Source organism: Dyadobacter sp. 22481, from assembly GCF_052044875.1.
Taxonomy (GTDB): Bacteria; Bacteroidota; Bacteroidia; order Cytophagales; family Spirosomataceae; genus Dyadobacter; species Dyadobacter endophyticus.
Map to the genome: position 1 here is coordinate 1,233,441 of NZ_JBQENV010000003.1, position 23,791 is coordinate 1,257,231.

20 protein-coding genes are annotated in these 23,791 nt (G+C 49.7%); 12 read left to right on the plus strand and 8 right to left on the minus strand.

The features are described 5' to 3' along the window. The first annotated feature begins 92 nt into the window (after positions 1-92). Positions 93-1,250: a DEAD/DEAH box helicase gene (locus ACTJJJ_RS23835; protein ID WP_440703226.1), complete on the plus strand. Its 1,158-nt coding sequence runs from the start codon at positions 93-95 to the stop codon at positions 1,248-1,250. On the opposite strand, the gene ACTJJJ_RS23840 is transcribed toward ACTJJJ_RS23835, so the two are convergent. The 5 genes from ACTJJJ_RS23840 to ACTJJJ_RS23860 all read right to left on the minus strand — a co-directional run bounded on the left by ACTJJJ_RS23840 (position 1,251) and on the right by ACTJJJ_RS23860 (position 7,893). Next, positions 1,251-2,363 (minus strand): sialidase family protein, encoded by a 1,113-nt coding sequence (locus ACTJJJ_RS23840; protein ID WP_188936302.1) that lies wholly within the window; start codon positions 2,361-2,363, stop codon positions 1,251-1,253. A 58-nt stretch (positions 2,364-2,421) separates the two neighbouring features. Continuing rightward, on the minus strand, positions 2,422-3,429 hold the full coding sequence (locus ACTJJJ_RS23845) for an NAD(P)H-dependent glycerol-3-phosphate dehydrogenase (protein ID WP_188936304.1): 1,008 nt from the start codon (positions 3,427-3,429) through the stop codon (positions 2,422-2,424). Between the two features lie 133 nt (positions 3,430-3,562). Next, on the minus strand, positions 3,563-4,996 hold the full coding sequence (locus ACTJJJ_RS23850) for an efflux RND transporter periplasmic adaptor subunit (RefSeq protein ID WP_426291776.1): 1,434 nt from the start codon (positions 4,994-4,996) through the stop codon (positions 3,563-3,565). Between the two features lie 51 nt (positions 4,997-5,047). After that, positions 5,048-6,541: a TolC family protein gene (locus tag ACTJJJ_RS23855; protein WP_440703227.1), complete on the minus strand. Its 1,494-nt coding sequence runs from the start codon at positions 6,539-6,541 to the stop codon at positions 5,048-5,050. Between the two features lie 116 nt (positions 6,542-6,657). After that, complete coding sequence (locus ACTJJJ_RS23860; RefSeq protein WP_188936309.1) at positions 6,658-7,893, minus strand: nucleoside recognition domain-containing protein; 1,236 nt, start codon at positions 7,891-7,893, stop codon at positions 6,658-6,660. 135 nt (positions 7,894-8,028) lie between these two features. Between ACTJJJ_RS23860 and ACTJJJ_RS23865 the strand changes: the two genes are divergently transcribed. Then, positions 8,029-8,508: a hypothetical protein gene (locus ACTJJJ_RS23865; protein ID WP_440703228.1), complete on the plus strand. Its 480-nt coding sequence runs from the start codon at positions 8,029-8,031 to the stop codon at positions 8,506-8,508. Between the two features lie 150 nt (positions 8,509-8,658). Here ACTJJJ_RS23865 and ACTJJJ_RS23870 read toward each other — a convergent pair whose 3' ends face one another. Continuing rightward, positions 8,659-9,531, minus strand: coding sequence for a sugar phosphate isomerase/epimerase family protein (locus tag ACTJJJ_RS23870; protein WP_229222904.1), 873 nt, complete (start codon positions 9,529-9,531; stop codon positions 8,659-8,661). Between the two features lie 39 nt (positions 9,532-9,570). Further along, positions 9,571-10,830: a Gfo/Idh/MocA family protein gene (locus tag ACTJJJ_RS23875; protein WP_188937342.1), complete on the minus strand. Its 1,260-nt coding sequence runs from the start codon at positions 10,828-10,830 to the stop codon at positions 9,571-9,573. 255 nt (positions 10,831-11,085) lie between these two features. Between ACTJJJ_RS23875 and ACTJJJ_RS23880 the strand changes: the two genes are divergently transcribed. Continuing rightward, positions 11,086-12,681: a Na+/H+ antiporter gene (locus ACTJJJ_RS23880; RefSeq protein WP_440703229.1), complete on the plus strand. Its 1,596-nt coding sequence runs from the start codon at positions 11,086-11,088 to the stop codon at positions 12,679-12,681. A gap of 9 nt (positions 12,682-12,690) precedes the next feature. Here the strand turns inward: ACTJJJ_RS23880 and ACTJJJ_RS23885 are convergent, their stop codons facing one another. Next, positions 12,691-14,217, minus strand: a complete 1,527-nt coding sequence (locus ACTJJJ_RS23885) for a S8 family serine peptidase (RefSeq protein ID WP_440703230.1) — start codon at positions 14,215-14,217, stop codon at positions 12,691-12,693. A 165-nt stretch (positions 14,218-14,382) separates the two neighbouring features. Here ACTJJJ_RS23885 and ACTJJJ_RS23890 point away from each other — a divergent pair, with 165 nt between their 5' ends. From ACTJJJ_RS23890 to ACTJJJ_RS23930, 9 genes are all read left to right on the plus strand, one after another. After that, positions 14,383-15,672, plus strand: coding sequence for an aminopeptidase P family protein (locus ACTJJJ_RS23890; RefSeq protein ID WP_440703231.1), 1,290 nt, complete (start codon positions 14,383-14,385; stop codon positions 15,670-15,672). 53 nt (positions 15,673-15,725) lie between these two features. Further along, on the plus strand, positions 15,726-16,130 hold the full coding sequence (locus tag ACTJJJ_RS23895) for a DUF5618 family protein (RefSeq protein WP_440703232.1): 405 nt from the start codon (positions 15,726-15,728) through the stop codon (positions 16,128-16,130). Between the two features lie 71 nt (positions 16,131-16,201). Then, entirely contained in the window at positions 16,202-16,831 is a 630-nt protein-coding gene (locus tag ACTJJJ_RS23900; RefSeq protein ID WP_188936324.1) for an MgtC/SapB family protein, read from the plus strand. 198 nt (positions 16,832-17,029) lie between these two features. Then, positions 17,030-17,938, plus strand: coding sequence for an EboA domain-containing protein (locus ACTJJJ_RS23905; RefSeq protein WP_440703233.1), 909 nt, complete (start codon positions 17,030-17,032; stop codon positions 17,936-17,938). A gap of 4 nt (positions 17,939-17,942) precedes the next feature. Continuing rightward, complete coding sequence (locus ACTJJJ_RS23910) at positions 17,943-18,971, plus strand: TatD family hydrolase (RefSeq protein WP_440703234.1); 1,029 nt, start codon at positions 17,943-17,945, stop codon at positions 18,969-18,971. A gap of 1 nt (position 18,972) precedes the next feature. After that, entirely contained in the window at positions 18,973-19,842 is an 870-nt protein-coding gene (gene eboC, locus ACTJJJ_RS23915; protein ID WP_188936330.1) for a UbiA-like protein EboC, read from the plus strand. Between the two features lie 206 nt (positions 19,843-20,048). Further along, positions 20,049-21,209 (plus strand): 3-dehydroquinate synthase, encoded by a 1,161-nt coding sequence (locus tag ACTJJJ_RS23920; RefSeq protein WP_188936332.1) that lies wholly within the window; start codon positions 20,049-20,051, stop codon positions 21,207-21,209. Then, a complete protein-coding gene (gene eboE, locus ACTJJJ_RS23925) occupies positions 21,206-22,408 on the plus strand; it encodes a metabolite traffic protein EboE (protein ID WP_440703235.1) in 1,203 nt (400 codons plus the stop codon). Before ACTJJJ_RS23920 ends, eboE begins: the two co-directional genes overlap by 4 nt. Next, a complete protein-coding gene (locus ACTJJJ_RS23930) occupies positions 22,401-23,765 on the plus strand; it encodes an alkaline phosphatase family protein (RefSeq protein ID WP_188936336.1) in 1,365 nt (454 codons plus the stop codon). The genes eboE and ACTJJJ_RS23930 overlap by 8 nt, the downstream gene beginning before the upstream one ends. The last annotated feature ends 26 nt before the right edge of the window (positions 23,766-23,791 follow it).

Below are 23,791 nucleotides of genomic sequence, written 5' to 3' on the forward strand. Positions count from 1 at the left end.
CTGGTGATAGAAAGTTTGTAGCGGGCGGCCCGACAGGTAGCTTTTGCTCAGGTAGTCCTATCTTTGCACCAATCACAAAACAAAATGACCGAATGCCGGAGAACGCAACTTCCTTCCAATCGCTTGGATTGTCCGAACCATTACTAAAAACCATCGCTGAACAGAATTATACTCAACCGTATCCGATTCAGCAGGCCGCAATTCCAGCCATTTTGAAGGGAAATGATGTGCTCGGCATCGCCAAAACAGGCTCCGGGAAAACGGCAAGTTTCGTTCTGCCTATTCTCGAATCATTTCAAAAGATGCCTCCTGCCAAAAACCGGCACATTACTGCATTGGTACTCGTCCCAACACGCGAGCTGGCGGTTCAGATCGGCGTGGTGTTCCAGACATTCGGTGAAAGGCTCCCACGTAAGGTAAAAACGCTGGCAGTGTTCGGAGGGGTGTCCATTAATCCGCAAATGATCGCGTTGCAGCATGTGGAAATCCTGGTGGCTACGCCGGGAAGACTTCTCGAACTGATTTCCTTTAAAGCGCTAAGTCTTTCAGAAACGCGCATTCTGGTGCTTGACGAGGCTGATAAGATGCTGAATATGGGCTTTGCCGACGAAATGCGCGACATTTTCTTCCTGCTTCCCAAAAACCGCCAAAGCATTCTTTTCTCAGCTACTTTGGGCGATGAAGTAGATAAGATCAATAAAAATCAACTGAAAAACCCGTTGCGGATCGAGATAGCGGAGGAAGAACAAAACCTGGACCTGATCAAACAAACTGGCTACTTCGTCGACCCCGACCGCAAGGGCCCGCTGTTGAGATATTTGATTAAATCGCAGCAAATGAAGCAGGTGCTGGTGTTCGTTTCAGCCACGCGGACGGCAGACAACCTCGTCGAAAAGCTGAAAAAGAACGGTGTAGACGCTATGGCCATGCATAGCAAAAAAAGCCAGGGTGCACGCACCGAGGCTTTGAACAAGTTTAAAACGGGGAAGCTGAATGTGCTCGTGGCAACCGATCTCGCTTCACGGGGGATCGACATTCAGTTTTTGCCTTACGTGATCAATTTCGAGCTGCCGAGATCGCCCCTCGATTACGTCCACCGCATTGGCCGGACAGGCCGGGCCGAAAATCCGGGTGAAGCAATTTCACTCATTTGCCCCGAAGACGTCCACCATTTCAAGATTATCCAGAAAAAGATGGGTAAGCGTGTTGAAATGATGGAGTCTTACGATATCGAGCTGCGGGGCTATTAACTATTTCTTCTTTGCCGCCAGTTCGACAATATCTTTCTTGCTACCTGTCCAGAATGCGATTTTACGGCGGTTATAAGTGTAAGTAACCGCCACCGAGTCGCCCCAACTGATCACCGCCGGATAGGAGTACTCGTCCTCTTTCTTGCCGGTAGCAATGTCGATCTTGTCGGTCCAGTTCTGGCCATCGTCATAGGAAAGAATCAATGAAAGTGGTGAGCGGGAGCCCCAGTTGTGGTCATCGGGATTGTAGGCGAGTACCAGGCTGCCGTCTGCCAGCTTGGCCAGATCGATACCGCTGTTCGGGTTGGGCAATGAGGTCTTTTTAATGGTCGACCAGGTTTTGCCATTGTCCTTCGAATCGCTGCGCCCGATCACGCCGCCGGTCGTACGCACGAGCATATGCACATTCCCCGGCTCCGACTCCCATAAGGTAGGCTGGATAGCGCCTTTCCCTTTGATTTCCATCGTATCGATCTTGAAATAAGGGCTCGCTGTCCAGGTTTTACCTTTATCCGTGCTGCGGTCTACAAATACCTCCCAGCGGTTCACTTCATTGGAAGCGCCCGCCAGCCAGTCGCCGTTTGAAAGCTCAATCAACTTATCCTTCACCGGGCCTCTTCCGCCTTTGTCGCCTTTGACAAGCTCATAAGCATCCGACCAGGTTTCACCATTATCGGAAGAAGTTTTCACCCACGTTTCCCACTGCGCGATCTCCTTCCCTACTTTAAAATACAAAATCACTTTACCGTCGGCAGTTTTTTGCAAAACCGGGTTCCAGTGCGCGTCCTCACGGATTTTAGCCACTTCTACCGGTGCGCTCCAATGGCCGGGACGTCCTTTTGAAAGCCAGATACCCACGTCAGGGTTCTTTTCTTCCGTGCCGCCAAACCATGCTATCAGAAATTGTCCGTCATCGAGCCGCACGAGCGTGGATGCGTGACATTGCGGGAACGGGCGCTGATCGCCAAAGACAAATTCTTTCTCATTCGCGAGCGAATCCAGTTTCTTGTCCTCAGCCGTTTCCGTCTGTTTCGAACCGCAGGATGTCATTACCAAAGAGCCCAGCAGCATGGTGGCAGCCAGCCATTTAGATTGCTTTTTGTATTGTAGCATGGATTAAAAGATAGGTTGAACGTTTCGCAGAATACCGTTTAGAACCGAAAAGAGGCTATTATTTGAGCAACTTCTTCAATTCGTTCATCACCGCAGCAGGTGCCTGCTCTTCGTAAAGAATGCTGTAAACCGCGTGGGTAATGGGCAAATTAACGTGATAAGTCTTGTTCAGTTCCTGAATACTTCTGGTGGCATAATAACCTTCGGCAATCATTTTCATTTCCAGCTGCGCCGCTTTGACGCTGTAACCACGACCAATCATATTTCCGAACAATCTGTTACGACTGAACTGCGAATACGCCGTAACAAGCAAATCGCCCAGGTAAGCCGATGAACTCAGGTTGCGCTCACGGGGGTCGAGGGCCGTTACCAGGCTACCGATTTCCTGCATGGCATTGGATACCAACACGGCCTGGAAATTATCGCCATAACCAAGCCCGTGCGTGATTCCGCACGCGAGCGCGACAATGTTTTTCATCACGGCGGCATATTCAACACCATAAAGATCGTCCACGGCATTCGCGGTGACATAGCGGCAGGTCATCAATTCCGCAAAATTTTCCGCCGTCGGGCATTCTGTGGAAGCGATTGTGAGGTACGATTGTTTTTCCAAAGCAACTTCCTCGGCATGACATGGGCCGGCGATCACGCAGGTATCTTTCATTTCAATCCCAAAAGCCTCGGCAGCCCAATCGGTAACGAGGGCATTCTGGCCTGGCACCATGCCTTTGATGGCCGAAACAATGCGCTTACCCTGCAAATGCTTTGCCGACAAATGCTGCAAGGATTCCTGAATAAATGCGGCGGGAACGGCCAGAATAATGTAGTCTGCCCCTTTTACCGCGTCGGTGGTTTTCTCGAAAACCTTTACCTTTTTCGGAGAAAGCACCACATCGCTGAGGTAACTCGGGTTGTGGTTGAATTTCCGGATATGGTCGATATCCTTCTGGTTCCGGAGCCACCAGCGAATCTGAACATGATTTTGTTCGCAAAGGATTTTGATAAGCGCGGTCGCCCAGCTCCCTCCGCCTATCACGGCAATTTTAGTATGATTTAAAAAACTCATTGGGCGGGAATGTCAGAATTTGGCTGAAATATGGGGCCAAAATAGCTGAAAATAAAAAATCCTTGCAGCAAAGCCGCAAGGATTTTCCTTTTTAACCTAAACTAAATCGAACTTATTACTTTTTTACAACGCATCAGTTCGGGTTTTCATTTGATTTTTTCCCATCTTTTTTCGGATCTTCCTTCTTTTTTTCGACAAGGTCACCGTTGTTAAGGTTTTTGGACACCGCTATATATGGCCCAGAGATAATCTTGTCGCCGGGTTTCAGCCCCGAAAGGATTTCGATGTTCTCAAAGTCGCTGATACCCGTCTTCACTTCCTTCATTTCAGCCTTACCCTTCACATCGATAAACACCACTTCCTTAATCACTTCCTGCTTCTTAGGCTTCTTGTCGTCCTCGTCGCTTGCGGGGGCGTTGTTATTGGAACCATCGCCTGAGCCCGGGATCACTTGCGGAGTACCTCCACGCGTGGTAACCGCAGCAATGGGCACCGAAACCACGCCATTTTTGCGCTCTGTGATGATCTCTACCGATGCCGTCATACCCGGTTTGAATGGGTAGGATTTTTTCGAACGTGCGGTCATCAGGTCCTTGAAGGATTCATTGAGGATTTTTACTTTCACCTGAAACTCCGTCACGGCATCGGCCGACGTGCTTGCCGCGGATGACGACGATGATGAAAGCGATGCCAGGCCCGCTGCCGTGTTCGCGATTTCTTTTACAACGCCCTTGAACTTGCGACCCGACGAGCTGTAAGCATCCACGTCGATCTCCGCAGTGTCACCGATCGATACCCGCACAATGTCGTTCTCGTTTACATTCACTCGGACCTCCATATCGGCCAGGTTCGCGATTCGCATCATCTCCGTCCCAGCCATTTGCGACGTACCTACCACGCGCTCGCCGGCTTCCACATTCAATAAAGAGACAATGCCGCTAACGGGCGCAAAAATGCTGGTTTTACGAAGATTTTCGACTGCATCGCGCAAACTCGCCTCCGCGCTTTTGATATTGAAAAGCGCCGCCGCTACATTCGCTTTCGACGATTCAACGTCCTGCTGTGCTACGCCAAAAGTGGACGCGAACTGCTCAAAATCGGCAGAGGAGATCACCTTGTCGGAAAAAAGCTTCTTATTCCGGTCAAAATTGGCTTTCGCCTGAACGAGCCGCGCCTCCGCCTGAGCTACCATTGCTTTGGTTTGCTCATAATTGGCTTTGCTCGAATTGACGGCAGCCTGAGCCCGGGCCATTAGTGATTCGTAATTATCGGGGCGGATTTTCAAAAGCAGCTGCCCTTTTACTACCGAATCGCCCTCGGCCACGTTTAATGCGATGATCTCACCTGAAACGTCCGGACTGAGCTTTACCTCCACTTCCGGCTGCACTTTTCCTGACGCACTTACCCGTTCGATGATATCCGACTTTTTGACGATCGCGTACTCTACTTCCGTCGTTTTGGGTTTGCCGATATAGCCTGCCTGCTTGGCCCCAAACAACCCGCCGATAAGCACCACCACGACGCCCCCCGTTATCCACCAGATCTGTTTCGAAGATTTACGTGCCATATTTTTTTGATTACGATTTTTTAAAAATAGGTTGCTGATAGTACGGGAATTCTAGAAATCGGAAAGCGGGCGGTTCATATAGAAATCAAGGATTTTTGTCCTGAAAACATAATCATATTTGGTTTGAACCAGGTTACCATTCGCCCTGTCGAGATTGGCTTTGGCGATATTGTATTCGACCGAATTGATGGCTCCCACATCGAAACGCACCTGCGATACGCGGAAAGTTTCCTGCAAAGCCCTAACCTGATTGACAGTCGCCGAGTAACGCTTGGCAGCATTTGTCATATCTATATAAGCCTGTTCTACATTTTTACGGATCGTCAGCTGCACCTGCTGGGCCTGGTATTCGTAAGTCTTTTGCTGCAATTTCGCATTGGCCACGTTGTACTTCGTCCTGAAATTGTTGAAGATAGGGATCGACAAATTCAGGTTGATCGCGGAGTTGCGGTTGAAGTCGAGCTGGTTGAAATAGCGGAAATTCTGGACGGAACCGTTTGGTGCGCTCACCCGCTGCATGATCGGGACCTGCTTATTGTCTATCACAACGAAGTCGGTCTCGGAAGGGAGTATGACGGTTGTGTTTCCTGTCCCGTCCCCCACAAACCGTTTCTTCGGCGCTGCGCTGGAATAGGCCGTGTAAATACCGCCGTTCAAAGTCAGTGTCGGCATTCCCGCGCCTTTCGCCAGGTCGACATTGATTTTTGAAGCCTCGATCCGCATATTGGCGGCCTTCATTTGTGGCAGATTGTTCAATGCGGTTTCAAAAATCTCCTGAATGGAAGCGTCATACGCCTGCATGGTCGGATCCTTCACCGGAATTTTCACGACATTGATCACCTCGCTGCCTGGCATATTCATGTATTGTTTCAAATTCAGCTTGGCGGTTTCGAGATTGTTCTGGGCATTTACCAGTGTAAGCTCGTCGTTGGCCAGCTGCGATTTCAGGTCGAAGAGGTTACTTTCCGCCAGCGTACCTGCTTCCACCAGTTTGGCAGTGCGTTCAACCTGCAAAAGAGACGCGTCCACCTGCCGCTGCGCTACCATGATCAGTTCCTCATTGGTAACGACCTGCAAGTAACTCAATGCCACATTCAGCATAATGTCGTTGCGGGTCGCCTCGAGGTCTTTGGCGCTGGCCTGGTAGTTAGCATTATTGAATTTGATGTTATTGCTGATCTGAAAACCGCTGAAAAGCGTCACCTGCCCGCCGAGCTGGTAATTGTTGGAGCTCACATTCTGCTGAACGAATTGGTTGGTGAACGGATCGATGTTACGACCGGACCGGAAACCCTGGCTCGCGCTGAAACTGATACTCGGCCACCGCTGCCACTTCGACTGCTCGTAGGTGTTGCCGTTGGTCTGCACGGTAATTTCCGATTGTTTAACCTGCGGATTGGTTTCCAGGGCGATCCGGATGCAATCTTCCAGCGAATAGGTATTGGCCGGCTGACTCACATTTTGCTGCGCCTGGACGGTTTCCGGGACTGTCATTCCACAAAACAATGCCAAAACCAGTGCGGAATAGCGTAAAGAATGAAACATAAGCGGTTTAGAGTTAGATGATCAATATTAGTGCTTACCGCAAAATGCGACCATCCATTTGGTACGGACGGTTGCATTTCCGTGGTAAAGGGCGATTTATCCGAATACTTTCAGGCTCAGTGGAAAAACAGATAACCAAGCCAAATTCCGGCTACGACACCTATTAAATCGGCGATCAGGCCCGCTACGATGGCATATCTCGTGTTCTTAATTCCGACGGACCCAAAGTAAAGTGCAACGATATATAATGTGGTATCAGCCGATCCATTGAAAATACATACAAGTCTTCCGACGAAAGAATCGGGGCCGAATTGCTTCATGGCATCGATCATCAACGCACGCGCGCCACTACCGCTGAGAGGCTTCATGAGCGCGACCGGCAATGCATCGGTGAAGTCGGTATTGACGCCCGTGGCCGCGAAACCCCATTTTAAACCATCGATAAGATAATCCATCGCGCCGCAGCTACGGAAGGCGCTGATCGCCACCAGCAGGCCTACCAGGTAAGGAATGATCGTGACTGAGGTCGTAAACCCGCCCTTGGCCCCTTCTATAAATGCTTCGAAAACATTGACTTTTTTAAACATTCCCCATCCGAGGAAACCCGCTACTACAAAAAGCAGTACTGAATTACCCGCCAGGACCGAAATTGTCTCGATCTGCTCCTTCGGCAGGCCTGACAAGTACCACAAGACAATTGCGATCATCGCGGTCACACTGCCGAGGCCGAGCATCACCGTTCTGTTGAAGAGGTTGATCTTCTGCCAGGTGGCCGTGATGATCATACTCACTACGGTAGTCACGTACGTGCCTACTACACACGGGATGAACACATCTGAAGGGCTTTCGGCGCCCAGGATCGCCCGTTGGGCGATGATCGACAGGGGGATGATCTGCAAGCCGGAAGTATGCAGCACGAGGAACATGATCTGTGCATTCGACGCCGTATCCTTGCTTGGGTTCAGTTCCTGAAGGCTCTGCATGGCCTTTAAACCAAATGGCGTAGCCGCATTATCCAGCCCGAGAAAATTCGCGGAAAAGTTCATGATCATCTGGCCATTTGCCGGGTGATCCTTTGGAACCTCGGGGAAAAGTTTGTTGAAAAAAGGGCCTATTAAACGTGCGATGACCTGGATGATACCGGCTTTTTCGCCTACATTGAGAATACCCAGAAAGAATGTCATCACACCCGTGAGCGGCAATGCGATATCCATCACAGCCGTTTCGGCCATTTTGAGCATACCTTCCGTAATGGCTTTAAAGGTTTGCACATCACCTGTAAAGATGAATTGCAGGAATGCTATCAGAAAGGCGATTACGAAAAAGGCAACGAAAATATAATTTAAAGCCATATCAGATTGGGGAGTGCAAGGGCAGGATTAGTAATGATTTGTTTATAATGCATTGAGTAAAATATTTCTTTTAATGCAAATAACAAAGGTATATTGCAAACAGCTAGGCCTATCAACAAACCTCGACGATTTTACATGAAGCATTACAGCTTTTTACTCTTTCTGGCACTATTGTGCTGCAACAAACCCAAAAACAACGACGAAAGCTCCGCCTCCAACAATGGCGACCCGAGCAAAGCGATCAACGACACCATTCCGCTTACCCGCGAAAAAGTCGAAAACAGCCCCGTAGCGAGTTATAGCGAAAAAGTCAAAGATCCCCTGAACGACTGGCGCCTGGCCGTGGATGTTTACGAAACGAAGCAGACTTTCAAATTTCTGATGAAGATCGAATACATGGCGCAGGAAGCCGAGGACACGCTAACGATCCCGAATTTCGGTATTATGCCCAAGGTAGAAGTGCGGAAGGGCCCCGAGAAAGAATCCTGCATTGTGGGCTTTCTGGATAAGCAGGGAGAATTTAAGGAGTACAAGCTGATTGCTCTGAAGAACAAACAATTGAAGATCTCGACTTTGAAGTATTATGGACGGGCACGGTATAGGGTGAGTAAGTAAATTTTCGGATGTTATGAATTCATAATACATATGATATAGTGTGCTGGTATGATCGCAAGTTGAAAATTTCCAATCACATTTCTATACTACACAAAAGGCACAAAAAAAGCCCGGATTACCGGGCTTCCTTTCTATTTGTAATAGCTGCAATTACGCATTAAATACCAGATCCATTTTCTCACGGATGGTCAATAAACGTTTGCGGTCGCCGCCGGGAACTTCGGCCGAAGCCCAGCCCGAGTAGCCGACTTTCTGCAATGCCTTATTTACTTCGGCCCAGTTGCAATCGCCTTCCATCAACTCTACTTCAAAACCTTTCCAAAGACCGAGGTCATTTTGCTTTTTCAAGCTATATTCCTTCAAATGGAGCTTCAAAATACGTTTGTTCAATGCTTCAATCCAGGAAACCGGCCAGCCGTAACGAAGTACGTTTCCGATATCCATGTACCAGCCAACCATAGGATGCTTAAAGTCATCAACAAACTTCGCTGCTTCCAACGGACTCAGTAAAAACTGGTTCCAAACGTTTTCGATAGCTATTTTGACACCTGTTTTTTCAGCAATAGGAAGTAACTTACGGATCTCTGCCTGAGAACGTTCATAGGCTTCACCATAGGTAACAGAGGCGTTCACCACTCCTGGTACAACGAGCACCGTGCTGCCACCATATTCCTTCGTATCCCACAATGCTTTTTCAATAGACTTGACGCACTCTTCCCGCTTCTTTGGGTCAGGATCAGACAATGGCAGCTTCCAGTGCATTGAATTTACTGTTCCGGGAATCAGCAAACCGGTTTTATCTCTGGCCGCAAGGACCTCTTTCATATCCAGTTTGTCCGGAGAATCGAGCTCAACACCGTCATAACCCAGATCTTTCAGTAACTTAAACTTGTCCATTACTGATAAATCTTCCTTGATCATCCCCCACATCAAGCTCTTTTTCACCATTGGGCGTGCGGCTGCCGGTGCCGCTTCTGCCGCAGAAAGGACAGAGGAACCTACCGCCACGGCAGATGCTGCCATGGCGGTGTTTTTAAGAAAATCTCTTCTTTGCATAAAGTATCAGGAGAATGCAGTGATACCTGGTTTGGCCACCTCTACAACCGGTGGTTTCATGTCGAAGCTGTAAGTATCAGGTCCCAGCTTCTCGGTAGAGTTCAAAGCCTCATTCCAGGTAACGCGTTTGCCGGTATAGGCTGCCATTCTACCCATAATGGCGGTCAAGGTGCTGTGCGCCATGAATTCGCCGTCGTTGATGAGCTTACCGCTACGAATAGACGCAAACAGTTCATTATGCTCCGTCTGGTACATATCGTTTTGGACACCTTCATATTTCCATGGATTGGCACCAGTAATCTCGTGCACGTTGCGTGCGCAGTTCACCATCGCACTTCCCTTGGTACCAAGCGTTTGTACGAGATAGCTATTTTCGCAGTTGGCCTGCTGACGTGAATGGTGGAAGCCTTTCACACCATTGTCGTAATCGTAAACAACCGAGAAGTGGTCGAAAATATTACCGAACAGCGAGTCGGTACGAACCTGGCGGCCGCCTGTTCCTACCACCGAAACCGGCAGCTTACCACCCATTGCCCACGCCATCATGTCGATACTGTGAACAGCCTGTTCTACGATATGATCACCGGCAAGCCAGGTATAATACGTCCAGTTGCGAAGCACGTATTCTGCGTCTGTCCAGCCGGATACGCGTGGGAACGACCACAGGGTACCGGTATCGTAAGTGTTATAAATCGCCGTGATGTCGCCCACCGCGCCGTCGAGGATACGCGCGAAGCTTGCACGTTTCGGCTCGTGGTAGCGCCAGCAGAAGCCCGACATCAGGGATACATTCTTTTGTTTTGCCAATTTCGCTGCATCCAACACTTTGCGAACACCGGGAGCGTCAACCGCCACAGGTTTTTCGCAGAATACGTGCTTGCCTGCATTGATAGCAGCAGTCAGGTGCTCAGGACGGAAATGAGGAGGCGTAGCAAGCAGCACCACATCCACACCCGAATCCAATACTTTTTTGAAAGCATCGAACCCAATGAACTTGCGTCCTTCATCCACTTTCACTTTCGGCCCGTGCACTTTGGTAAGGTTTTCAAGCGACGCGTCCATTTTGTCCTTGAAAATGTCGCCCATTGCCCACAGAACCACGTTTGGATCGGCTTTCAAAGCCTGGTTTGCAGCGCCCGATCCACGGCCGCCGCAACCGATCAAACCTACTTTGAGGGTATCGGCGTTTACGCCTGCAAAAGCGCGATTGGGGTTCAGAATTGCGAAGGTTGGTAATGTACTACCTGCCAATGCAACTCCCGCCATTTTCAAAACATCTCTCCGAGAAGTACTCATTGTCAATTAAGGATTAGGTGATGGAATGACTGTTTTTGTTGATTTTCTGTTGATAATGCCAGTGATCCGGGATCTTGAAGGCATTAAAGTTAATGCAAAACCGCAATATTTCCTGCTAATATAAACCAAAATTTCCATTTGCGTGCTCGACCACACACAAAAGTTATTACATGTTGATTTTACAATTTATATAGTTTTATATCTTCGAACTTCTGTTTTCTGAATATGGTCCTTGAAAATTTACTGCTGATAATATCGCTCCTTTTTGTAGTATCGATGCTCACGATGCTCAGCGAAAAGATTGGTATTTCCTACCCTATTTTCCTCGTCATCGCAGGCTTGCTGATCGGCGTCATTCCCGGAATGCCGCACATACAGCTCGAACCCGACTGGGTTTTCCTGATCTTCCTGCCGCCATTGCTTTACGAAGCCGCCTGGAATACTTCCTGGAAAGACTTCTGGGCATCCAGGCGGGCGATCGGCCTGCTGTCCATCGGGCTGGTCGTATTTACAGCTACTGCCGTGGCGTATATCACGCACGCGCTCATCCCAGGTTTCACATTAGCAATGGGTTTTGTGCTAGGGGGTATCATCTCACCGCCCGATGCCGTAGCGGCTACGTCTGTTTTGCACGGGTTGAAAGTCCCCAAACGCGTCGTCACGATTCTCGAAGGTGAGAGTCTTGTAAACGACGCATCCTCACTGATCGTATTCCGTGTGGCCTTGGCGACGATCGAAACCGGCAATTTCGTCCTCTGGAAGGCGGGCGCCGATTTTCTCATGGTAGCAGCAATGGGCGTCATCATCGGGCTCGCCATCGCACATGTGCTGTACGTCGTGCACCGTTTTTTTCCCACCACGCCAAGCATTGACACTGCGCTCACATTTATCTCGCCTTATTTAATGTACGTCACAGCCGAACATTTCCATTATTCGGGCGTACTGGCGGTGGTGAGTGGCGGGCTATTCCTGAGTTTCCGGGCGCATGAGTTGTTTACTTACCAGTCGCGTATGCAAACCAATTACGTATGGCAAACAGTGGTTTTCCTCCTGAACGGCATTGTATTCATCCTGATCGGGCTGCAATTGCCCGAGGTAATAGAAGGGCTAAACGAATATACGGTTACCGAAGTGGTAAGTTATGCGGTCATTATCAGCATCGTCACGATCCTGATCCGCATTATCTGGGTTTTTCCAAGTACCTATATTCCAAGGATGCTTTTTAAGTCTATTCGTGAGAAAGAGGTAAGGCCAGCCTGGCAGCCGGTATTCATCGTGGCATGGAGCGGAATGCGCGGTGTTGTTTCACTAGCATCTGCATTGGCCATACCCTTACTGGTAAATGGAAAGGCATTTCCCCACCGGGATTTGTTCCTTTTTATCACATTTGTTGTAATCCTGTTCACCCTTGTATTTCAGGGACTTAGCCTGCCCTATTTAATCAAATGGCTCAAAATCGAAGACAATGGCGACAACCTGGAAAGAGAGAATGCCCTGATGAACTCTCGTCTGGCGACGGTAAGCCTCGATTATATGAAATCCAATTACGACGGGGAAATACAGGATTTCGAACCGTTCAGGCTTTTGAAAGAACGCTACGAAAAGATCATCGAAATGGCCGACTACAAACTGTTGCATTCTGACGACGACACGTCGGTCAGCTACGTGCGCAAATACCGCACGATGTTACTTGAAATTATCGATGTAAAAAGGGACGAAATACTAAAATTACGAGAAGAAAGAACCTGCTCCAACGAAATGATCAAGACCAAAGAACACGAGCTGGATCTCGAAGAAGCAAGGCTCCGCAGGTCACCCTAATCCGGGATACTAATCCCATTGTACTTCCACTACATAATCGCGAAGATCGATGGTCGTGAATTTCTCGTTGCTCTGGCGTTTGAGCGATACTTTGCCGTTTTGCACCTTCGCTACCTGCTGTGCGATCACGTCCTTTTCATTCCTCTTGCGGTAAACGGCTACCATCGAATCCTGACTGATCACATCCACCTCGCAGGTGCGGCCTTTGGCGGTAACCAGTTTGGAGTTGTTGGGCAAATACGGCGCCTTCGCGAGCGCGAGTGCACGGGAAGCCTGGGGCACACCGTAGCCGACATAGTTGTTTCCGTAAGGATACAGATGTGACGACTTCTCGATGAGCGATATCAATTCTTTATTCGAAAGCTGCGGGTTGGCTTGCAAAAGGCAAGCCGCAAAACCTGTTATCACCGGAGCTGAAAGCGAGGTTCCGTATAACGAGAAGCAGGAAACATTCGGTTTTACATACGACAAAAACTCCGGCCCTATGCTGCTGTAACCAATGCGGTTCCAGAGTTTGCCATTGGTAGCCCCTACCGAAAGCACGCCTTTAGCGTCGGCGGGAGCGGAAACGATGCCCCAGCTTTTATCGTCTCCCTCATTTCCGGCGGAAACGATGATCATAATGCCTTTTTTATCAGAAGCAATCTGCGCTGCTTTGCTGATAGCGCTCGTTTTACCGTCCATTTGTGCCGGCTGATAGTTCTCTCTCGGGTCCGAAAAACCTTTGGCATAACCCAAAGAAGTATTGATCAGGCGAACCCCCAGACTGTCCATCCATTCCATCGCTGCGATCCAATTATCTTCTTCCCCACGGTATTCACGCATGGAGTAGTCGGTGCGGGCGAGGTAGAATTTTGCATTGGTGGCCATACCATATTGCACCTGGTCCTGGTAATCGATACCTGCAATTGCGGCGAGGACTTCGGTACCATGCATGTCGGAAAACGACTCGGCGGTACTGAAGAGCAGATCGCCGGGGCGGCCCGGCTTCACGTAGTCCCTAACCCCCAATATCCTTTTATTGGAAAAAACCTGTGAAAGGGAAAGGGAAGAATCCGCACCGTAGAAACCGGCGTCGATAACACCGATGGTAACATCCTTTGCTGTAATGTTCTCTTTTAAAAATGCATTAGCCTGCACCTGCGACATCACTGGCGCCATTTGCGCTTTTTCCGTCGGCTGCGTCCTGGCAATGTAAAAACCCGGATCGATCATCACCACATCCGCCACAAAATCCAGCTCCTTTACTTTCAACGCCTGCTCGCTGGTCATATTTGCAGATACTGCATTCAGCCATTTGGAGCGGTTGATGATATTGACCGATTGCCCCTTCAATGCCGCTTCATACTCTTTTTTAACCGGTAAATCGGTTTCATCCGAAAGTGCCAGCCCCAGCTTTTGCCTGTTTTCCAGCGTCAGCGACGAAACCGCAGGGGTTCCTGCCAGATCTTTGTTTTTCAGATAAATCCAATATTTCGGTCTTGCTGACAATACCAACGGCACAAATACAAACGCAAGCAAAAACAATCTTCTCATCAACGGCATTAGTTAGGTACTCTTAATCAATTTGGCAAAACAACACTTTCAAAACTGCATTTGCGAGGCCTGAGACCATTCCGCACATGGGCAGAAGTTTAGAATTTTTGAACAAGATAAACGTAATTTTACAAATTAAATTACCTGATCCGAAAAAATACAGACATGCGATATTCCCCCATCGACCAAAAACTATTTATCGAAAACAGACGCCGTTTAACGACTTTGCTCAAACCTAAATCACTGGCAATTCTTAACGCCAACGATATTATGCCCACCAATGCGGACGGCACTATGGGTTTCAAACAAAACAGCGACTTGTTTTACCTAACGGGCGTCGATCAGGAGGAAACGATCCTGCTTATTTTCCCCGATCACCCCGACCCAAAGTTCCGCGAAGTCCTTTTCCTCCGCGAAACGAACGAAGTTATCGCCGTGTGGGAAGGCGAAAAACTCACCAAGGAACAAGCCCGCGCCGCCACCGGCATTCAAAACATTTACTGGACGCACCAGTATGAAACCGTGTTTGGCAATATCGTTTTCGAAGCTGAAAACGTGTACCTCAACACCAACGAGCACACCCGCAGCGACTCCTACGTGCAATCGCGCGACGCGAGGTTTATTGTGGATTTCAAAAACCGTTACCCATTGCACAACCTCGTGCGCCTCGCGCCACTGATGCACCAGCTGCGCGCGGTGAAGCAGCCGGAGGAAGTCTCATTACTGCAAAAGGCCTGCGATATTACAAAGCAGGGTTTTGAAAGAGTATTGAAATTCGTGAAACCCGGCGTTCATGAGTTTGAGATCGAAGCGGAGCTACTGCACGAATTTGTCCGCAATCGCTCGAAAGGCTTTTCCTACCAGCCCATTATTGCTTCCGGCGCAAATGCGTGCGTGCTGCATTACATTCAAAACGATCAGGTTTGCAAAGACGGCGACATTCTCCTTCTGGACGTCGCCGCCGAATACGCCAACTACGGCGCCGACCTCACCCGCAGCATTCCTGTAAACGGCCGCTTCACCAAACGCCAGCGCGATGTGTACGATGCCGTTCTGCGTGTTTTCAAAGCCGCCAAGGGGTTGCTCGTGCCAGGCAATATCTGGGACGAATACCACCAGGAAATCGGCCGCATTATGGAGAGCGAACTCATCGGCCTCGGGCTGATCACCAAAGAAGACATTGAAAAACAGGATCCCGACCTACCCGCCTACAAAAAATACTTCCCGCATGGCACCTCCCACTTTCTCGGCCTCGACATCCACGATGTAGGCAACAAATACCGCCGCTTCGAAGCGGGTATGGTTTTCACCTGCGAGCCAGGGATTTACATTCGGGAAGAAGGATTAGGGATTCGATTGGAGAACGATATTCTGATTACCGATAACGGGAATGTGGATCTGATGGCGCATATTCCGCTGGAAGCGGAGGAGATTGAGGAGTGGATGAATTCGTAGGTGTGCGATCTGTTTTGTAATTTTATGACAAACTTAATCACATACACTTACTTATGGCAAAGCAGCAACTCTCCATCGAAGACTCCGTCCGTGAAGCGAAACGCTATTTGGACAATGCAAAAGAAATCCTACGCGAGAAAGCAAGGAAAGAGGATGGATATTACCAGGATGCTAAATATGTAAAAATGGCGGGACACACGGCCTACACAGGCGTTTTGTTCGCCTTGGATCGCTATTTTGGTAAAAAGATCAAAGGACGCCAGGATGTAGACTGGTACAAGCAAAACCTGTCCGATCAGGATAAGAAAATACTGAACTCATTCGGAACGGTTTATCAGGTTTTACACCTTACTATGGCCTACGATGGTTTCGGAAGTGCAGAATTGATAAAATTAGGAATGCAGGAAGCAGAACGCATCATCGATTGGATCGAAACGCGGACGGCAGCCGCAGCTTAATATAAAAATAAATGCGAAGCCGGGGAGGTCGACGATCTGCCCGGCTTTATTATGAATACAAATCACATTGAATGGAACTGCTTCCCGAAGACATTTATAAACTCCTCATTTCCTTCGTCCTCGGCGGTATCATCGGCGCGGAGCGCGAGTACCGCAGTAAATCGGCGGGGTTGCGAACGCTCATTCTGATTGCAATGGGATCGACGCTGTTTACGATCCTTTCCATTAAGATCAGTTCGGATGCCGGGCGGATCGCCGCCAACATCGTGACGGGGATAGGTTTTATCGGTGCGGGGATCATTTTCCGGGAAAACAACCGTGTCGTCGGGATTACGACGGCGGCCATCGTGTGGGTTACTGCGGCGGTGGGGATGGGCATCGGGGCCGGGTTTTATGAAGTGTCGATCATTTGTTTCGTGATTTCGGGCATGACGTTGGTGATTTTGTCGCCCGTGCAGAAGTTTATCCGCCGGAAAAGCCAGATCCGGAACTACCGCCTGATGTGTGTGTACCAGAGGAAGACGTTGAAAACCTACGAGAACCTTTTCAAAGAATATGACCTGAAAATCCTGCGAGGCGAACAGAGCCGGATCGGCACCCACATTACCGGGAGCTGGACGTTGCAAGGCTCGGAAAGGAAGCACGAAAAACTTACCCACCACCTCCTCAACGACCCGGATATTCTTGAATTTGATTTTTAACCATCAGTTACAAATGATATTAGTTTTTCATTAAAACTGATATCAATCATGCCGTAAATTGAGCCAAAAGTGCCTCTACTACGTTATAAATAGCCGACGGGAAACTTTATGAAGGCAAACAGGCATTATACCAATAACCCAGCATCCGTCATACATTTACACGGCCTGAACCGGTAAATATGATCACAGACAACAGTTATGTCCGATATTATTAAACAAAAAATTTGGGAGATCATCGCTTCCCGTACCTCAGCAAGCGAGGCGGAATGGTTGCAGCAAAAAGGCGTTACCACGCCGGGCTTATCCACGCCGGGCGTATCCACGCCGGGCGTATCCACGCCGGGACCTTCCGCACCCATTGAACTGATGACGGCCTTCGTGGCAGCCCCCAGGTTCCTGTCTAAAAAAATTATCAACACCTCAGATGCCGAAAAAGCCGCTCTTAACCTCGAAATTCCGGGCTTTTCGGTCGAGGGATGGTCATTGGTAAGGCTTAGCCGCGTGTGGCTGCTTACACAACTGGACCCTTCTGTAAAAGAGGAATACATCAAAAACATTGAAACGCTGTTCGATACGGCTGAAATGAATGAGCTTGTGGCGCTTTATTCCGCGCTGCCGCTGCTCTCATACCCTGATCAATGGCTTTTTCGCGCTACCGATGCCGTTCGGTCCAATATGGGTTTTGTATTTGATGCGATTGCATTGCATAACCCTTATCCGGAGAAGTATTTCAGCGAACTGGCCTGGAACCAGCTCGTACTCAAAACGATATTCAACGACAAGCCTGTTCATTTGATAGAGGGGCTGGCAAACCGCTCGAATGAGAAGCTGGCAGTGACGCTGTCGGATTTCGCGCACGAGCGCTGGGCAGCCGGGCGTAGCGTACCTGCTCAGGTGTGGAGACTCACCGGTAAATATCTAACCCCGACGCTTCTTGCCGATATGCAGCATTTGTTTGATTCGGAAAAAGAAGAAGACCGCCAGGCGGCAGCATTGGCCTGTGGAGAAGCGTCGCTTCCGGCCGCCAACTACCTGCTGGCCAAGTACACCGATCTCGAAAAATCAGTAAAATCCGGCGCACTCACCTGGGCCGACCTCGAACATTGACATTATGTGCCTGAACCATAACGATACCACCCCGAATCCTTCGCATTTCGAAGACAGCGAAGAAGCCAGCCTCGCTCCAGCGCACCGCGACATTGCCTGGAACGATTATAAAGATCTTATCAAAGGAATGCGTTTCTTCGACCCGCATATCCACATGGTTTCCCGTACAACCGACGATTATCAGGCCATGAACCAGGCTGGCATTGTGGCGCTCATCGAACCCGCATTCTGGGTCGGCCAGCCACGGACGGGATTATCGACCTTTAAGGATTATTATAGCAGTCTGGTGGGATGGGAGCGGTTCCGTTCCTCGCAGTTCGGGATAAAACACTATTGTACCATGGGCCTCAATTCCCGTGAGGCCAACAACGAGCCGTTGGCAGAGCAGGTCATGGAGATCCTGCCTTTGTACATATATAAGGAAGGCGTGGTAGGCGTAGGCGAGATCGGTTTCGACGACCAGACGCCCGCAGAAGAAAAATATTACCGCCTCCAACTTGAACTGGCAAAAAAAGCAAACCTGCCCGTACAAATCCACACGCCGCACCGCGACAAGAAAAAAGGCACAGAGCGCAGCATGGCCATTGCATTGGAACACGGCCTCGACCCTTCGTGGGTGATTGTGGACCATAACAATGAAGAAACCGTGAAAAGCGTACTTGACCAGGGCTTTTACGCTGCATTTACCATTTATCCTTTTACCAAAATGGGTAATGAGCGGATGGTAAAAGTGGTAGAACAATATGGGCCCGAACGCATTATGATCAATTCTGCCGCCGACTGGGGTATTTCTGATCCGCTGGCAATCCCGAAAACGGCCGCATTGATGAAGATGCGCGGCATTTCCGACGAAACGATCCGCCTCGTAACCTACCAAAATGCGATCGATGCATTCGGCAAGAGCGGGCAGATCGACGTGACCGATTTCGAATCGGGCTATGCGGTGGATCAATCTGCAAAGTTCCATGGTAACAGTATTCTGAGAGGTGGCCAGCAGCCTGCTCCGGTGAAGGACTCTTTAGTGATCAATTAAAGTGAGCAGCCTCAAACCTTATTTGCAACTGACGCGTCCGGCCAATCTGGTGACTGCCATCGCGGACATCCTGGCCGGTATGGCCATTGCACAGTTTACTTTCTCGGATTTTTCACCCGCATGGCTCGTCCTTTCCACGCTCGGCCTCTACGGCGGCGGCGTGGTGATGAACGACGTTTTCGACGCCAAACTGGACGCTGTCGAGCGCCCCGAGCGGCCTATACCGAGCGGCAAAGTTCCGCTGGCACAGGCTGCGACCATGGGTATTTCGCTATTGCTGCTAGGCATTATCGCGGCAGGTGCATTCAGCCTGCAAAGCGGCATGATCGCCGTCGTAGTTGCCATGCTCACCATTTTGTACAACCGCTTTGCCAAACATCACGTGTTCTTCGGTCCGCTCGTGATGGGCATGTGCCGGGGCGGCAACCTGATCCTCGGCATGAGCGTGCTGCCCGAATCGTTCCGGCAATGGGCATTCATTGCTATTTTCCCGATTATGTACATTGGTGCGATCACGCTGATCAGCCAGGACGAGGTGCATGGCGGCAAGAAGCGTACATTATATATCGCAGCGTTCCTTTACCTGGCCGTCCTTGCGGCGCAGTTGACCATCGCGCAAGGAAAGGGTAATATTTTATTCACGATTCCATTTGTGTTGTTGCATGCGTGGTTCATTTTCCGGCCGCTCTGGAATGCCATGCAAAACCCGATCGGCCCGCTGATTGGTAAGGCTGTAAAAGCGGGGGTTATCTCGCTGATTGTCATGAATGCCTCCTGGTGCGCGGCGTTTGGCTTGCTACCGATTGCCATTGCAGTGCTCGCATTACTGCCGCTTTCCATGTATTTGGCGAAGGCGTTTGCGGTTACTTAATAGCGGAAGAAAAGGAGGAAAGGAGCATGGAGAAAGGAATCGAGGAGCGCGGCTCCGGCCTCATAAATAAATTGGACGATGACAGGACGGGGAAAAGCTATTAATTTTAGTCTTTATATCAATGATTTTGAGCCGCGTTTGAACGGATCGTGTTTTCAAACGTTTTATTTACAAATACCCACTTTGCTAGTGTAATGCAGAATTCAATGCAAACCATAAAACAACGTTTCCAGGTGGAGTACAACTATGCTGTATTCTTCACCCAACACCTTTTTGACGCCCAGAACCCGTTACTGAAAGATTTTTTTCAAGACTATACCGAGCAGGGCTTTCAGCGCAAGGCCCTGGTGATCGTGGACGAGGGGTTTGAACAGACACAGCCGGAGCTGAAAAACCAGATCCGCTCCTATTTTGCACAAAATGTGACGCATATCCAGCTGGCGCCCGAAATTATCGTGGTACCAGGAGGGGAAGCTTGCAAAAATGATCCGTCGCAATTCGATAAGCTTGTGGAAGCCGTCGATGTGTTTGGGATTGACCGCCATTCTTTCGTGATAGGAATCGGCGGCGGTGCGGTGCTCGACCTCGTGGGTTATGCCGCTGCGGTTTCGCACCGGGGTATCAAGCTGATCCGCATTCCGACGACCGTTCTCGCACAAAACGATTCCGGCGTAGGAGTTAAAAACAGCATCAATTTCCACGGTAAAAAGAACTTCCTCGGCACATTTGCACCGCCGGTGGCCGTTTTCAACGACCTTACCTTCCTGCGCACGCTCGACGATCGCGACTGGCGCGGCGGGCTCGCCGAAGCAGTGAAAGTGGCATTGATCAAGGACGCAGCTTTCTTTGAATGGATCGAAGAACACGCGGCAGCACTCGCAGCCCGCGATGAAGAAGCCATGGCCTACCTCATCCACCGCTGTGCCGAAATGCATACCGACCACATTGCCGGCGGAGACCCGTTCGAATTCGGTTCTTCCCGCCCACTCGACTTTGGTCATTGGGCTGCGCATAAGCTCGAATACCTGACCGGTTTCCAGGTCCGCCACGGCGAAGCGGTGGCCATCGGTATTGCATTGGATTGTGTGTATGCTAATAAAATAGGTATGCTCGCTGAGGGCGACCTGCACCGCATTATAGATGTGCTTACCAAAGTCGGTTTTGACTTATACCATTCCAAACTGGCTGAAAACGATAAAATCAATCTCCGCAACGGTTTGCAGGAATTCCGCGAGCATTTGGGCGGCAGGCTCACCATTATGTTGCTGGAAAGAATCGGTAAAGGCGTTGAAGTGCATGAACTGGATGCCGACATTATCGCACAGTCGGTGGATTACCTCGAAAGTTCAAAAATTATCCCTGCATGATCACGCCTTACGGACACCTTACCTATTGCAGCAACATACATCCCGGTGAAAAATGGGAAGATCATTTCCGGTCGCTGCGCGAGAGCATTCCTTACATACGGGAGCAACTTGCTCCCGGTAAGCCTTTTGGCCTCGGGCTGCGTGTTGCCAACGAAGCTTCGATCGAGCTGAGCAAGCCGGAGATCCTGGCCGAGTTCAAAAACTGGTTGGACAAGCAAAATGTATATGTGTTTGTAATCAATGGCTTCCCCTACGGCGGTTTCCACAATACCCGCGTGAAAGACGACGTACATACGCCCGACTGGACGACCGTCGACCGCCTCGCCTACACGAAACGCCTTTTCAACATCCTGGCCGCATTGCTGCCTGCCGATATGCATGGAGGTGTTTCCACCCCACCGCTCTCCTACCGCCTTTGGTGGAAAACCGAAGCGGACAAGCAGCAAGCCACCGAGAAGGCTACCGATCATATTCTCGAACTGCTCGACGAACTGATCCGCATTGAAAAGGAAAACGGGAAGTTCCTGCATTTGGACATTGAACCCGAACCGGATGGCATTCTCGACAACACCGAAGATTTTGTAACCTGGTATACCAACCTATTGCTTCCGAAGGGCACTATTTATTTAGTAGAAAAATACGGAATCGATGCCGACGAAGCTCACGCGCTCATTTTGAAGCATATTCAATTATGCTACGACATTTGCCACGCCGCGGTAGGTTTTGAAAAACCGGAAGATATTCTCGATTCATTAAATGAATTTGGTATTAAAGTCGGCCGCATTCAGGTGAGCTCGGCTTTGAAAGTGAATTACACCGCTGAGCGGGAGATTAAACGCAAAGCTATCGAAACCTTCGACGAGCCTGTGTACCTGCACCAGGTAGTAGCCCGCCACGATGACGGCCACTTCACCCACTACCCCGATTTGAAAGAGGCATTGACCGACTGGAATGAAACCCACGAGGAGTGGCGCGTGCATTTCCACGTTCCGTTGTTTGTGAATACCTACGGCGTGCTGGATTCGACGCAGGGAGATATTGTTCAAACACTCGCATTGCAAAAAGAAGCCCCCTTCTCGACATACCTCGAAGTGGAAACCTACACCTGGGGCGTACTACCTGAGGATATGCAGAAACCCATCGGCGAATCCATCGTGCGCGAGCTCGAATGGGTGAAGAAAGTCCTGAATTATGAATAAAACTGTTGTAATTGATATTGTAGGGCTGAGCGCCAACCTGATCGGCGAACATACGCCGTTTTTGGATGCTTATATCAAAAAACGGCACTTGACGCCCATTAAACCGGTGCTCCCGGCGGTTACGACCACTTCCCAGAGCACTTATGTGACGGGCAAATGGCCCGCGGAGAATGGCATCGTCGGCAATGGCTGGTACGACCGGGAAGATTCGGAAGTGAAGTTCTGGAAGCAGTCGAACAAGCTCGTGCAGGGCGATAAGATCTGGGATAATGCGAGAAAGCAGGACCCTAATTTTACGGTTTCGAAAATGTTCTGGTGGTATAATATGTACTCCACCGCCGACTGGTCGGTAACTCCGCGGCCGCAATACCACGCCGACGGTGTGAAAGCCCCCGACTGCTATACCTACCCGCCCGAGTTGCGCGACGAATTGCAGTCCGAACTAGGTCAGTTCCCGCTGTTCAATTTCTGGGGACCCAATGCGAATATCAAATCCACCCGCTGGATCGCCGACGCTTCGATGTCTGTCGAAAAAAGACATAACCCGACGCTGACACTCATTTACCTGCCGCACCTCGATTATTGTTTGCAGAAATTCGGCCCGGATTTTTCTAAAATCAGCAAGGAATTGCATGAGATCGACGAGGTGGTTAAGGATCTCATTCAGTTTTACGAAGCACGCGATGCGAAGATTATCCTGCTTTCGGAATATGGTATTAATCCGGTCGACAACCCGATTCATATCAACCGCATTCTGCGCAATGAAGGACTGATTTCAGTTCGTAACGAGCGCTGGTATGAGCTGCTGGATGCCGGTGTTTCCAAAGCATTCGCCGTTTCCGACCACCAGATCGCACATATTTACTTAAACGATCCTGCTGTAAAAGAGCGGGTCATGCAGGTTTTGAAGAAAACACCAGGCATTGACCTCGTTCTCGATAAAGAGGCTCAGAAAGAATACCACATCGATCATCAGCGCTCCGGGGATATTGTGGTCGTTGCGAAGCCAGACAGCTGGTTTACCTACTACTACTGGCTCGACGACGCGAAAGCACCGGATTACGCGCATTTGGTGGACATTCATCGCAAACCGGGCTATGATCCGGTAGAGATGTTTATGGATCCTAAAAATCCGTTGATTAAGCTCCGCGCAGGTTATAAGCTTGCCCGCAAATTACTGGGCTTCCGATATTTAATGGATGTAATTCCACTGGATGCGACGCTGGTCAAAGGTTCGCACGGAGGGATTAATATTTCCAAAGAATACTACCCGGTCATCGTCACCGACCAGGCGGCCGAAAAGCAGGAGCTGGAAGCAGTAGATGTGTACGACGTTATCTGGAAACACCTGATTTAAAATCTATTCCAAAATTAAACAGACTT